The sequence below is a fragment of the Nostoc sp. ATCC 53789 genome, from assembly GCF_009873495.1.
GTDB lineage: Bacteria > Cyanobacteriota > Cyanobacteriia > Cyanobacteriales > Nostocaceae > Nostoc > Nostoc muscorum_A.
In genome coordinates, this window is record NZ_CP046703.1 from 4022697 (window position 1) to 4036931 (window position 14235).

Annotated in this window: 11 protein-coding genes; 6 read left to right on the forward strand and 5 right to left on the reverse strand. The window is 40.4% G+C overall.

Features of this window, described 5'->3' with window-relative positions:
• Positions 1 to 97: 97 nt before the first annotated feature.
• Positions 98 to 388, forward strand: a complete 291-nt coding sequence (locus GJB62_RS16630; protein WP_114081326.1) for a hypothetical protein — start codon at positions 98 to 100, stop codon at positions 386 to 388.
• A gap of 85 nt (positions 389 to 473) precedes the next feature.
• Positions 474 to 764, forward strand: coding sequence for a hypothetical protein (locus tag GJB62_RS16635; protein ID WP_114081325.1), 291 nt, complete (start codon positions 474 to 476; stop codon positions 762 to 764).
• A gap of 38 nt (positions 765 to 802) precedes the next feature.
• On the opposite strand, the gene GJB62_RS16640 is transcribed toward GJB62_RS16635, so the two are convergent.
• The 3 genes from GJB62_RS16640 to GJB62_RS16650 all read right to left on the reverse strand — a co-directional run bounded on the left by GJB62_RS16640 (position 803) and on the right by GJB62_RS16650 (position 4324).
• Entirely contained in the window at positions 803 to 1897 is a 1095-nt protein-coding gene (locus tag GJB62_RS16640; protein ID WP_114081324.1) for an AI-2E family transporter, read from the reverse strand.
• A 182-nt stretch (positions 1898 to 2079) separates the two neighbouring features.
• The gene (locus GJB62_RS16645; RefSeq protein ID WP_114081385.1) at positions 2080 to 3513 is read right to left on the reverse strand and encodes a bifunctional orotidine-5'-phosphate decarboxylase/orotate phosphoribosyltransferase; all 1434 of its coding nucleotides are present in this window, start codon (positions 3511 to 3513) and stop codon (positions 2080 to 2082) included.
• A 217-nt stretch (positions 3514 to 3730) separates the two neighbouring features.
• Positions 3731 to 4324: a cytochrome b/b6 domain-containing protein gene (locus GJB62_RS16650; protein ID WP_114081323.1), complete on the reverse strand. Its 594-nt coding sequence runs from the start codon at positions 4322 to 4324 to the stop codon at positions 3731 to 3733.
• Positions 4325 to 5096: 772 nt separating this feature from the next.
• On the opposite strand from GJB62_RS16650, the gene GJB62_RS16655 reads away from it, so the two are divergent.
• Both GJB62_RS16655 and GJB62_RS16660 read left to right on the forward strand, forming a co-directional pair.
• Complete coding sequence (locus tag GJB62_RS16655) at positions 5097 to 5291, forward strand: hypothetical protein (protein ID WP_114081322.1); 195 nt, start codon at positions 5097 to 5099, stop codon at positions 5289 to 5291.
• Positions 5292 to 5313: 22 nt separating this feature from the next.
• Positions 5314 to 6939 carry a PRC-barrel domain-containing protein gene (locus GJB62_RS16660; RefSeq protein ID WP_114081321.1) on the forward strand — a complete coding sequence of 542 codons (1626 nt, stop codon included), beginning with the start codon at positions 5314 to 5316 and terminating at the stop codon, positions 6937 to 6939.
• 190 nt (positions 6940 to 7129) lie between these two features.
• On the opposite strand, the gene GJB62_RS16665 is transcribed toward GJB62_RS16660, so the two are convergent.
• Positions 7130 to 8659: a PAS domain-containing protein gene (locus GJB62_RS16665; RefSeq protein ID WP_114081320.1), complete on the reverse strand. Its 1530-nt coding sequence runs from the start codon at positions 8657 to 8659 to the stop codon at positions 7130 to 7132.
• A gap of 487 nt (positions 8660 to 9146) precedes the next feature.
• Between GJB62_RS16665 and GJB62_RS16670 the strand changes: the two genes are divergently transcribed.
• On the forward strand, positions 9147 to 10520 hold the full coding sequence (locus GJB62_RS16670) for an AAA-like domain-containing protein (protein ID WP_114081319.1): 1374 nt from the start codon (positions 9147 to 9149) through the stop codon (positions 10518 to 10520).
• Between the two features lie 35 nt (positions 10521 to 10555).
• Here the strand turns inward: GJB62_RS16670 and dnaG are convergent, their stop codons facing one another.
• The gene (gene dnaG, locus GJB62_RS16675) at positions 10556 to 12499 is read right to left on the reverse strand and encodes a DNA primase (protein ID WP_114081318.1); all 1944 of its coding nucleotides are present in this window, start codon (positions 12497 to 12499) and stop codon (positions 10556 to 10558) included.
• Between the two features lie 141 nt (positions 12500 to 12640).
• Here dnaG and GJB62_RS16680 point away from each other — a divergent pair, with 141 nt between their 5' ends.
• Positions 12641 to 13993, forward strand: a complete 1353-nt coding sequence (locus GJB62_RS16680; protein WP_114081317.1) for an N-acetylmuramoyl-L-alanine amidase — start codon at positions 12641 to 12643, stop codon at positions 13991 to 13993.
• Positions 13994 to 14235: the final 242 nt, after the last annotated feature.

Genomic DNA, 14235 nt, shown 5'->3' on the forward strand with positions numbered 1-14235 from the left:
CTAGGGGCTTTTTTATGCAATTTTCTTGGAAGTGGGCAATACCCACTTACCCACAGATGTTTATAATGAGTTTAGGATATAGCAGCATAGCAGCAATATGATTGAAAATCAGGACTTCCAAATAGTTAAAGATAGTGTCAAAACTGATGGCAAAGGACGATTAACCTTGGGTACTGTTGCCAAAGCAAAGAGCTATCGAGTGCTGATTAATGAGTTAGGACAAATTCTGCTAGATCCAATTGTAAGCATTCCACAAAGAGAACTTTGGATATGGCAAAATTCTATAGCTCGTAGCTCATTAGAAGTTGGCATAAAACAGGCAAGTTCTGGTGAACTTCACGACTTAGGTTCGTTTGCCCAGTATGCGGATTTAGAAATTGATGAATAGAGGATGTCACCAGGACACTAGCCGTGAACAGTGATTTTAAAACATAATCCTTGTCACAAGGGTTAATCTACCAAACTGAGCAATAGTGAATTTTAAGATAATATTTTCAAGCGAGGCTAGTACAGCACTAGCTAAACTACAACAAACTGACTCTAAGAAGTACCAAAAAGTTTTAAAAACGCTGGGTTTAATGGAAACAAACCTACGACACCCTAGTTTGAATACTCACAAATATGAATCTTTATCAGGGCCAAATGGAGAAGAAATTTTTGAAGCCTATGTAGAAAACAAAACACCTGCTGCTTTTCGAGTTTTTTGGTATTACGGATCTGAACAAGGAGTTATAACTATCCTGACTATTACACTTCATCCTTGATGATACCGTTGCAACTTAGTGTTATAAACAACTCATTTCTATACTGATTCCTCTGGCAACAATTCTGATGCTACTTCACTTTTAACTACATCCTCAGAATCACCAGATTTAGAAAAACCATCTGCTGCATCCTTGATAAAACCAGCCACAGGTACTGCAATTAGCAAACCTAAAACTCCACCGACATTAGTTCCTACAAGTAAAGCAATTAACACCCATATTGGTCTAAGCCCAGTAAATCTGCCTAAAAGCCGTGGTGCGATCGCCTGATCGATTAACTGGTCAATAACAACAGCTACCGCAAAAACCTTCACTGCTAGCCAAAAGTCATGTGTGGCTATTATGAAAGTTATTACAACCACGCTGACGACATCGCCAAAGGGAATTAAGCTCAAAAGCCCGACTCCCAAACCAAAGAGTAAAGCAAACTGGACTTGAAAAGCTAAAAACATTAATGTTTCTGAAACTCCCATCAGCAAAGCCAAAGTTCCTTGCCCAATCAAGTAATTTTGAAAGTTTTGCTGAATAGACTGGCTTACTTGTTGGGCAAAATTACCCGGTAACTTCTTAAATATCTCCTCCCAAATTCTTGGGCCATCTAACAAGAGGTAAAAAGTTATTACTACTATGATTAAGGCATCAGAAACACTATCAATCGTATCTACAATAATGCTTAAAAGTTTATCCGTAACGAACTCTAATTCATTAGGTAATTGGTCAGTTACTTGTGTTAATAGGTGACTTAAATTCACATTTAATTTGTGCTTAAAGAACCAATTATTTAAAATTTGAAGTTTTTCTTCGCTAGAATCAATCCATTGAGGAAGAACTTTCATCATCTCATTAAATTGCTCTAACACAATAGGAACTAAAGTGATACCCAGAGCAACGATAATTATCAATGCTGATATAAAAACTAATGATACTGCATAGCCACGTTTCACTCCTTGCTTTTGAAGAATGGCAACAGGATAGTTTAAAACGAATGCAAGCAAAGTAGCTAAGACAAGAATTGTTACGACAGGTTGAAAATTGTTAACAAGCAAAAATGCTAGCCAACCATTGAGAAACACTAGGGGAAATAACAGCGTAAAAATTAACCATCTAAGTAGTTGATTGAGTGGAAAATTCATAATTAATTTAAAACTAAAATTATTCTAGTTACTAGATTTAACTGGTGAAATATACTCAACGGTAAGAACATGAAAAAAATCTTCCCAATACTTCTCTACGAGAGGCTGCGCCCTAAGCGTAGCTATGCCGCAGGCTTTACGACTACGCTCAGTAGAAGTTCCCAATTCCCCATTCCCAATTATTAACTTTCAGCAAAAGCTAAAAATTGCTCCTCATTTATTCGTCCTGCTTGATAAAGAGTATTGGTAATTTCTGAAATAGTTAAAACTGAATGGCTACGATAACCATTTTGCTGTAACCTATCTTTCACACCTTGTTCATGATCGATAAGTACCACAATATCATTAACATTTAATCCTGCTGATTCTAACTTTCCTGCGCCTTCCATAACACTTTTGCCACTGATGAGAATATCGTCAACTACCACAACTGTTTCGCCAGGATGAAAGTGACCCTCAATAACTCTGCGCGTTCCGTGGGCCTTTACTTCTTTACGGGGGAAAATCATTGGACAATGAAGGCGCAAAGCTAAACCAGTCGCGGTAGGCAAAGAACCATAGGGAATACCTGCTAATCTATCAAAATTGAGATTCTTCAAAATATCCTCATAGGCTGTGAGAACTTGATTAAAAACTTGAGGATTAGAAATAATTTTGCGTAAGTCGATGTAATAAGGGAATATCGCTCCTGATGCTTGGACAAAGCTGCCAAACATAATACAGTCAATGTCATAAAGTTGTAAAATCAAATCCTGGTAGGGGTGCTGATTTAGAAAACAAACATCAGGAAACCATACAGAACATGTAGAATTTTCGTGAATAATTTCAGTTTTTAGTTGATTAATTTCTGCGCGTAAAGACTCGACTTCCTGAGATAATTGTGTGTTTCCCAACATATCTTGAGGAACAGGAATCAGCAAACCATCACCGTTAGCATTCAACCCTGCTTCTAAAATTTGTCTTAGGTTTCCACCCTTCGCCCAGATGCTACGCGCCATAATAATCCGTTCCGGTGCGATCGCTCGAATCTGTGCCAAAACTTCAGCATTTGTAGTTCCTACTTCCAAACCCAATTGTTCTGGAGTTCCCCAGGTTTTTGATTCTTTTACTACCTGTAAATAAAGGGGTGACTCGTTTGTGGGATATTGCTGTAAAGCTTCTGCACCTGGATTAGAAGTACAGCATAAGATAAATACCGCTTTTTCAGGATAGACCAAAAAAGGTGCTACATGATCTTGTCCTGTATAGGGACTAAGAGTGATTGCATCCACCTGCCATTCTGTAAACACAGTTTGGGCAAAAATGGTACTAGTATTTAAGTCACCGTGTTTGGCATCTAAAATTACTGGGATGTGCGCTGGAATCGCTGCTAAAGTTTTGTACAGCAGTTCTAAACCGGGAATACCTAACGCTTCGTAGAAGCCAAGTGTCGGTTTATAAGCACAAACGTAACCAGCAGTTTCCGCAATAATGAATTGTAACCACTTTTCCAAACCAGCGATGAGTTCTTCAGATTCATAACGCACAGGCATCATTTCTGGATTTGGATCAAGTCCTACAAATAGTAAGCTTTGATTTTGCAAGATACTACGATTCAATTTATCAAAAAAGTTCATTTTTTTTAAAGAGTCATTTGTCATTTGTCATTGGTCATTGGTCATTTGTCATTGGTCATTGGTCATTAGTTACTGGTCATTATTATTACCTGCATCTCTCTATCTGCATGACCATAGTTTTTTAAGTAAGTTGGCGCGAAAAAACAAAAGTATGTTGCGAAACATAAATAGGCTTAAAACCTTTACTCATGACCAATGACAAAGGACAAAGGACAAACTAAAACATTGATTCTGTTAATTCAGTACCACCAGCTTTTTGCCCTAATTGATAGTGAATCACTGCAAATAAGATAACCATCGGGACTGAGGCAAAGTGAACAATTCGCAATGCTTGCCAATTGCCAAACAAATCCACAATCCAGGGAAATTGAGCAGGTTTATACATTCCTATCCCTGTAAATAACGCCAGCAGCAAGATCGGAATAATTGCTGTATACGCAATTCGATGCCAAGCATAAATTAGGCGCTTGGAATTATGACTTTTTTGTAATGCTTTGAAGTCATTCGCACCGACAAACCGATGTCGCCAGCGTCGGGTAATTAAAATGTAAATTCCATACCACAAGAGATTGAGTGAGAATAGCCACATTGCAGCAAAATGCCAGTGTCTACCTCCTGCAAGCCAACCTCCTAACGTAAAGATGGGAGGAATGTGCAAACCTGCACGTCCACCAAAAACAGGGTTGGCGTTGTAAATTTGTAGTCCACTGGTGAGCATGATAAACAGGCTAATGATGTTACACCAGTGGAAAATTTTGGCTGCGATCGCTTGAGTCGGTCGCTTTCGAGTTTGAGAGGGGGTCAAAGTCATAGATTTTGACTGATAAAATTTGCTGTTTATCTGTCCTAAAAATTGGGCATGGGGCACTGGGAATTGGGCACAGGAAGAATCAACCAAGCATAAGCGTCTGTCTTGAGTAAATAGCCCTGCAAATTTGGGGGTGGTATTGCTTACCCTTATTTTCCCATTTTATGATTCAGTATTTTGGCAAAGATGTTCGCTACTGTTTTAACTTTAAGTATAAGTGTGACTAGTGTTGTTTCGATACAAAAATACTGGGGCGTGTCATCAATTAAACCAGATAACAGAAGCAGCTAAATAAATCGCACCCAAACATAGTCAGCTTATGTTACAAGTACAGCCTGCTGCTTGAAATCATATTTAAGCGAACGTTTGCATAGCGTATAAGTTGTATAGTTTGTACTAAACATTTTTATTTTTAAGTATTTTAATGGTATTGATATAGGACTCATATTTGATTTTTGAAATATACGTAGAGTGCGTTACGCTACGCGATAACGTACCCTACACATACTTAGATTTTTTCAGAAATCAAATCGGATTCCTATACTAAGAATAAAAATATTTCTTTCCAAAAAAATAGATCCAACGTTTTGAGAATAACTAGATAAAAATCTGTCTTTGGAAATATATCTTTTGGAATTATTTATTTTTAAATAACAACTGAAGTAATGTATGTGCCGATAAATAAACATTTGAACTACATTTAATGATATAGATATTCTTGTATGATACTTACAATCAAGTTTAGCGATAAAAACATCAATAAATAAGATAAAAAATGCCTAGACTCGTAGGACAGCGCTCTAATACTGGAGCTAATATCACCGTTTTCATTATCCTGATCGCCATCTTTGGGGTACTTCTCGAATACTTTGGCATGATTGATATCGTTCCCGGTTTTGGCCGAGAAGGACGATATTTTCAGATAAAAGGTCAGGCAACCAATGAACAAGTAATTAAACAACCAAATTAATAAGAATCTGAAGGATAGATAAATGCGTAAAGGTAGTGATGTTATCGATAAAGTGGTCGTTGCCTACGACACAGGTAAGAAAATTGTGCGAATTATAGACTTAATATTTGATCAGAAACACAATCAACTTTTGGGGTTTTTAGTTGCAGAAAAGGGACTGTTTAGAGACGCAAAAGTGATTTCTTGGGAAGAAGTGCAAGCGATTGGGTTGGATGCGATCGTAGTTAACTCGAAAAAATCTGTTGTTAAGGCACATCGTGTCCCTGCAATTAAAGAGATTCTGCACCAAAATATTGTGCTGAGAAAAAAAAGAATTCTGACTACTGAGGGACTTGACCTCGGTGGATTGGTCGATTTGTTCTTCGATGAGCATAGTGGACTGGTAGAAGGATACGAAGTTTCTGGCGGTGTATTTGCCGATGCTTACTCGGGGCGATCGTTCGTTCCTGCTCGTGAAGCCCTGAAAATTGGTTATGATGTTGCCTTTGTACCACCAGAAACCTCTCAAATGATGGAAGAACAGGTGGGTGGTATCCGAGGAGTTGTTCAAGCAACTGGAGATAGATTACAGGAATCGGCTGAGACTACCAATAGCAGATTGCAAACAGCAGCTCAAACCGTGAATCAGCAGCTGCAAAGCTCGGTAGAGAGTGTGAACCGTGGGCTACAGGAAGCGAGCCAGAATGTAGGTGAACAATTACAAGCTGCAACTGATGCTACTAGCAGCAAACTGCAAGACCTCAATCGAGATGCAACTGCTTCCCTAACAAACAATTTGGTTGATCCTGCCGAGCAAAAGGTATATGTGATTGGCAAGCATGTTGAGCGGGATGTGCTGACTCCAGACGGCAATGTACTGCTACTACAGGGGCAGGAAGTGACGCTAGTCGATGCAGAAGCGGCCGATCGCATGAACATTCTGGATGAACTTTATCGAGCTACGGGTGGTAGCCTGACTGTCAATATCAGCCGCAATTTGCAAGCAGCAACAGAATCTACTAGCAATCGAATTGGGAGCCTAACTCACAGTAGCGCCGCTAATCTGCGTCACTCGGTTGATTCGCTGGTAGGACATGTGGCGATCCAGCAGGCAAGAGGGCGTAGAGTCGTACAAACAGTGCGTGCCAACGATGGCTTAATTATTGCGGCATCTGGGCAAATTGTGACGGAATCCCTTCTGGATCGGGCCCAAACTTACGGTAAAGAAGCAGAATTGCTGAACGCTGTTGGTCTGACTCTGGCAACCGCAGTCGGTTCTACCGCAAGTGACAGATGGTTAGAAAACAAAGTTCAACTGCGTGACGGGGCAAGTATTGCTCAAGAGAATCTCAACACTTTTTGGCAAGCCTTGAAAGCGAAGGCAGAAAACTTACAAGGACGCGGTACACGGGCAATGAAGAAGCAACGGATTGAACAAGCTCTGGGTCGTCCAGTTACCCGTGTCATTCTTGACCCAGAAGACAACGTGATTCTGAATGTAGGTGAATTGATTACACATCGCGCTGTTAGTCAAGCTGAAGAAAGTGGAGTTCTGAATATCTTACTGAGTTCGGTCTATACCAAGGAGCCAGAAATCTCTGATAAGGAGTTACGTGCTTCAGAATATGGAATGGCAGCCTTGGCGCATCATGGTAATGGGATAAAATGAGCAACCGATTCTGTTGCAATACGGTTCGGTTAAGACAAGAGACGCGATGAATCGCCGTCTCTACAATAATCAGTCTTTCATAGAGACGGCGATTTATCGCGTCTTTGTGATCTAGAATTTTCATCAAAAAACCTTAACCGAACCGTATTGGGCGTGTTGGCAACTCTCGTATTCATGAATTTATTTTTACCTAAAAGCTGGCGTGTTTTCTAATCGCAGCATAGTGTCTTGCTGTTGTATTCATTTCAATTATCAACTCTGTACCTTGACCTAATTTAGAATTACACTTAATTTTACCTTGATGTTTTTCAACGATAATTTCCCGACTAATTGATAGTCCAAGTCCCTTACCTTTACCTACTGGCTTGGTGGTAAAAAATGGTTCAAACATCTGTCTTTGGATATGGGGAAGTATACCTTGACCATTGTCAGAAATGCGAATTATAACTTTGTGTTTTTTTCCTGTTTGTTTGTTATTTGGCCAAATATCATTACTATTGACTAATGACAAATGACTTCTAACAATTTCTGTATGAATAAAGATTTTGGGAGGAAAGGAATAATCATATTTCATCCTTTCTTCTAAGGCATCAATGGCATTAGTTAAGATATTCATGAATACCTGATTTAAATCGCCGGGGTAACACTCGACTAAGGGTAATTCACCAAAGTCTTTAATTACTTCAATCCTGGCTCTGTCAGGCTTTTCTTTGAGCCGATGTTGTAAAATTCTCAGAACACTATCAAGTCCTTCGTGCAGGTCAACCTTTTTCATTTGGCCTTCGTCAGAGGTTGAAAAATTCCGCAAGGCAAAAACAATTTCTTTAACGCGCTCTGAGCCGGCTCGCATTGACCACAGTAATTTTAAAAAGTCTGTCTTCACGAAACTAAGGTCGAGGCATTGCAGATGTAAGGCTATGACTGGGGTAGGTTTGGGATAGTAATGTTGGTAAAGTTCAATGATTCTGATTAAATCTTCAGCGTATTGACTCGCAGGATGGAGATTGCCGTAGATGAAGCTAACAGGGTTGTTAATTTCGTTAGCCATATCCGCCACCAGTTGGCCGAGGTTAGCCATTTTCTGGTTCTGCAATAACTGCCTTTGGGTATATTTGAGTTCTTCGAGGGTAGTTTCTAGCTGCTGTGATTTTTCTTTAACTTGGTCTTCGGTAGATTGGTGTTGGGCAATTTCTCTTTGGAGTTGTTCAAGTAGTTGGTATTGTTGAGTAGCGATCGCTTTATCCTGACTAATATCCTTGTGTGTCCCCGCCATTCGCACTGGTTTACCGGATTCATCCCACTGAAATACTTTGCCACAAGCCAAAATCCATTTCCATTCGCCGGATTTAGTCAACATTCGCAATTCAACTTCAAACACAGGCGTGCATCCTTGGAGATAATCGTGCAACACCTGGCGAATTCTCGGTAAATCTTGTGGATGTACAAGTCGCTCAAAGGATTTATGCTCATGAGCGATTTCGTCTAATCCATACCCCAGAATGCCCTTCCACTGGGGATCGTAATAGGTTTTATTGGTTATAAGATTCCAATCCCACAACCCCAAGCCACTGGCGATTAATGCCATTTGTAAGGCTGCTTGTGAGCATTGACAAGGATCTAAATTTTCTGGAGATAAGTCTTTTGATTCTGGGAAACTCTGCGAATCTTGTACTGAAAGTGGAGCTTCCGGTTTATGGGTAGCGGGTTCTTCGATATGCATAGCTGCTGGTACGGTGAGGAAGATATCCTGTAGCTCTCTCTCTACGCTGTCTTAGCACCCTGACGATCCATTTATGGATAAATCGTCTACTTGGTTGATTAGGCTGTAACTTCAGTTAGAAATATATCAGCCCATATCATCAATTTGGATGGAATTTCGAAAAAGGTAAACGGACGAATGTAACCTCTGTTGCGATCGCCGCAGCCATTTTTTAGAAAAAATAGCTACATTGTGTGCATCTACATTCTAAGATATGTCTAAAAAAAGTAGTTCAAATCAAATATAATCACTTAAAAACTCGAAAAATTTTGTAAAAAAAATTCTATGATTGAGTCACGTCAAATGTTTCAGGATACAAAAATATTGTCAAGCCTTGTTTGTAGCTTTTTTAGGAAAGGGCTGGCTGCTATTCATACAAGGTAGACTACATTGATTTCCAAAACATAATGGTGTGATAAAATTCATGCTGAATTGGAGCCGATGAGTAATGACTATAGATGAAGTAGTATTGCTACTAAAAGCCAGTCAAGCAACGGGTTTAACAACGCTCCAAGAGATTATATTGCGTTCTTCATGGGAAGGAAAAACTTACACGAATATTGCCTGTGAAGCTCACTATGGCGAGGAACGTGTCAGGAAAATTGCTGCTCATTTATGGCAAGTAATGAGTGATTTTTGTAAAGAACCGATAAATAAATCTAACTTCCGTCAGACTGTAGAAAATCACCGTCTTAGCAAAGCACATCAGCAATTAATTAAGGAATTCAACAAAGCAGCTACGGCTATATCTTTAGAATTTCCTAGTGGCCCAGTATCCCTTAATTCCAGATTTTACATCCCTCGCCCGCCAATTGAGGAAATTGCCTACGCAGAAATAGCTAAACCTGGCTGTTTCATCTGCATCCAAGCACCCAAGAAGATGGGGAAAAGCTCTCTGATTTTACAATTGCTTGCACGCGCTAACAATCAAGGCTTTCGCACCGTGACGTTAGATTTTCAGCAAGCAGATAAAGTAATATTTACCAGTTTGGATAAATTTTTGCGCTGGTTCTGTGCTAATCTCAGCCGAGAGTTACAGTTAGAACCAAAACTCAATGATTATTGGGATGAAGATATGGGTAGCAAAGTAAGTTGCTCTATCTATTTTCAACATTATTTACTGTCTGCGCTGGAAACTCCCCTTGTGTTGGTATTGAATGAGGTGGATTGGGTATTTGAATATGAGGAAATTGCTGGAGAATTGTTACCGTTAGTGCGATCGTGGTATGAACAAGCTAAAAGGGTAGAAATTTGGCAAAAACTGCGGCTGATTCTGGTTTATTCAACGGAAATTCTTGTTCCCATAAAACTAACTCAATCACCATTTAATATTGGTTTGCCGATTAAGTTACCTCCCTTTACAAAAGAGCAGGTGCAGGATTTAGCACTACGTCACGGCTTGGATTGGACAAATGCTAAAGTCGAGAGTTTGATGGCACTGGTAGGAGGATATCCTTATTTGGTGCGATTAGCTTTTTATCACCTAGTGGGTAAAGGGGGACTAGAACGGGATTTAGAAAAGCTATTGCAAGAAGCACCCACAGAAGCAGGAATTTATCACGAATATTTAAAGCAATATGTGTTAGCGCTACGAGATGAATCAGCCTTACAAAATGCTTTTTATGAAGTAATTAACGCTACAAATTATGTGAAATTAGAGCCAGTATTGGCATATAAATTACAAAGTATGGGGCTAATTAATTTAGAAGGCGATCGCAGTACTCCTGCCTGTGAATTATATCGTTTATATTTCCGACAATATTTGAAGACAAGCGAGCATTTCAATAACGGCTGTTTTAACTGTGAGTTTAAGCATGGCTAGCGTTATTTCTGCGAGAGAACTTCAGGAGTGCAAAGCTACAGCAACTCCGTGATCGAGAATAGCCGTTGTCGGTCTATTTTTTGGAGCTTGATTTTTTCGGCGTAGAAAGCTTGATAATAAGATTGATAGCGCTCTGGTTCAGCTTCTGGATCGGTTTGTTGCCATAGTTCCAAAAAGTGGCGATAGCGTTTTTCCAGCATCACCAAGTCCATGCAAGCGATCGCAGCTTGAACTACTTGCGGAGTCCGAAGTATTTCTTTCTGGTTTTTTTCATTCACATGAAATAAATGGGAAATTAACCCCATCTCGCTGCTAAATTCTAAAAAATGGTCTTGCAAGCGGGAAATTAAATCTGGTTGAGACGCAAAATTTCTCGTCTCTCCATCACCGGATGAGATTTCTAAAATCTGTTGCCATAAAAATCGGTGGTGGGAAAGGCTAAATTGCAAATCTCGCTCCTCTAGTTCGGCAATAATCGCTTGACGTTGTTCAGGACAATGTAAATAAATTCGCAATAATAAGGCTTCTGCGTGTTCTAAAAGACTACGTTCTGTAGGAATTGGGGATTGAGAAACTTTACTACTTCCCCATGCTTGCTTTGCTGATACAGGTTTAGTGTATGCAGCCGCAGCCGGAGCAATTTGAGTTAACAGATTTTCGACTCGCAGAGGTATAAGTCTGGTATCTCCCAAACTGAGTATTTCTGCACAGTAGGAAACGTAATAATTTCGTGTATCGCTGTTAGCGATATTTTTAAGTAATTTGACTAATTGCTGAGTTACTTGCTGAAAATCAGTAGCCTGTTTCAAGTCTCGGTTTTGAATAATTTGCTGAATCTGCCAATCTAACCAAAGTGGCGCATTTTTTAGCAGTTCTCCATAGTCTTCTGGAGTGTGGCTATGCAAATATTCATCAGCATCTTTACCATCGGCTAAATTAAGAATTTTTAGCTGAACTTCGCCTTTGTATGCTAGTTCGGCAATTTCACCGATCGCACGTTCGGCGGCATTGGTTCCGGCTTTATCAGCATCAAAGTTGAGTACTAATTGTTTCGATTCGGTATAGCGTAAAATTAACCGGACTTGTTCTAAGCTTAAGGCTGTACCGAGGGAAGCAACGGCATTATTAATCCCAGCAGCGTGGAGAGCGATCGCATCAAAATATCCCTCTACCACCACCGCTTGATCGAGTTGGGAAATCCCACCCTTAGCTTGATCAAGGGCAAATAATGTTTTACCTTTACTAAAAAGTTCCGTTTCTGGTGAATTCAGATATTTCGGTTGTTCATCTGTGAGAGTTCTGCCACCAAAGGCAATGACTCGTCCTTGGACATCGCGGATGGGAATCATTAAGCGATCGCGAAATACATCATAATAACCGCCTCCTTCCTTGCGCGGCTTAATCAATCCCGCTTTTTCTAGGATCTGCGCTGGATAATGTTTATCTTCCACTAGATAACGATGGAGAGTTTCCCAACCTGCGGGGGCATAACCTAAACCAAATTGCTGTATAGTTTCTTCTTTTAGTTGGCGGTTAGATTGCAAATATTGAAGTGCCTTTTGCCCTTGGGATTGTCTCAGGGCGTGTTGATAAAATTGGGCGGACATTGCCAGAACTTCATACAACTGCTCACGCAAAGATAGCTGACGCTGCAATTCTTGACGTTGTTCTGGTTCGAGGGTTTGTACAGGTACTTGGTAACGCCGTGCTAAATCCAGCACCACATCGGCAAAAGAGCGCTTTCCCAACTCCATTACAAACTTGATGGCATTTCCTCCAGCTTGACAGCCGAAGCAATAGTACATTTGCTTAGTCTGGCTGACGGTGAAACTAGGAGATTTCTCATCATGGAAAGGGCACAAACCGACAAAATCCTTTCCACGTTTGCGTAAAACTACGTATTCCGAGACGACATCTACAATATCGGCCCGTAGTTTAACTTCCTCAATTGTATCTGGGTGCAAGCGGGGGATTTGCATTCTAGTCTATTTGTTAAGTCATGAGTTGGTAGTTAACACTGCGGTGGGTTTACCAACTGATAGCTATTATATTCTTGTTGCTAGACCAAGAATGATCTATACAATTGCTTACATTTAATTTTATCAGAGGAAATACTGAAAATGGGACGTATTTTTATATCAGCCGCTCATGGAGGCAGAGAAGCTGGAGGGATCGATCTAGGTGCGATCGCAGGTGGTACAACTGAAGCTAAAGAGATGATTCTGCTGCGGGATTTGATTGTCACCGAACTGAGGGCGCGGAATTTGGAAATTTTGGCAGTTCCCGATGACTTGAGTGCCGCCCAAACCATCACCTGGATCAATTCTCGCGGCCGCCGAGGTGATATTGCCTTAGAGATTAAATCTGATGCAGCTAACAGCCCTTCTGTGCGTGGGGCTAGCGTCTTTTATATTGCGAATAATAGCGATCGCAAAAGCAATGGTGAACAGTTGCTAGTGGGTTTATTGCGCCGCGTCCCTCAATTACCAAATCGGGGAGTCAAGCCAGATACAGATAGTGGATTAGGTAGTTTAGCATTCTGTCGCCAGACAACGCTTCCAGCTTTGGCAATGCAAGTAGGCTTTCTTAGCAATCCAGAGGATCGGGCTTTGCTGCAAACTCGTCGCCGCGATTTTGCTTTAGGAATTGCTGATGGATTGGCAACTTGGAGCCGTGCGATCGATCCTACTCCTGGCACTCCAACCGAAGCAAATTATCCACCAATTAATATTAATATTAATGGACAAAATTACTCAGAGCAAGGAGTATTAGTTAATGGCAATGCTTACATCCCCATTGATTTAGTAGATCGTTTGCGAATTGATCTTTCAAAAGCCGCTAATGTTAATCGAATTACCTATCGCAAAATAGTTTATATTAAAGCAATAGAACTCCGAGATTTTAATGTCGCCGTTAATTGGGACGCTGCAACTCGGACTGTCAGTTTGCGCTCCAATTTGATCGTTTGTCCTGGTCAATTGGAACGAGTAATGTCAAATGGTAATACTTCCGAAATACAGTTGCAATTATTCCTCAGAAACAATAACGAAAATGCTTTGGCAAAGTTTCCAGATATTCCCAAACTTTATCGGGAAGAAGCAGGGATAGAGGGAGTAAACTATGATATTGCCTTTTGCCAAATGTGTGTAGAAACTGGATTTTTACGCTTTGGCGGAGATATTAAACCTGAGCAAAATAACTTTGCAGGTTTAGGTGCGATCGGTGGTGGTTCAGAGGCTGCATCTTTTCCAAGTGCCAGAATTGGAGTGAGGGCACACGTCCAACATTTGAAAGCTTACGCCAGTTTAGAACCTTTGGTACAAGAAGTAGTAGATCCAAGGTTTCGCTTTGTCACACGTGGAATTGCAACATTAATCGATCAACTATCAGGGCGATGGTCAGCAGATTTAGACTATGGTGCCAGGATTTCAGCAATGCTTAAACGATTATATGAATCAGCAGGACTTCTTTGAGTGTTGATTAAATAAACTTGCACTAATTACTTGAAACCTTTCCCCCTTTATGCCCTTTGCGGTTCGTTAAAAAAATTGACTTTGGCAAAGATTTTTAGCCTTAAATGAACTGTATTGGCTTATAACGCAATACGCTTGAGTTAAGCATTTCTCTTTTCTCTCTGTGTCCTCTGCGCCTTTGCGGTAGCCTGCGGCAAGCCGAAGCGTCTACGTTAAAAAATTGACTTTGATCGCAAAGTTTT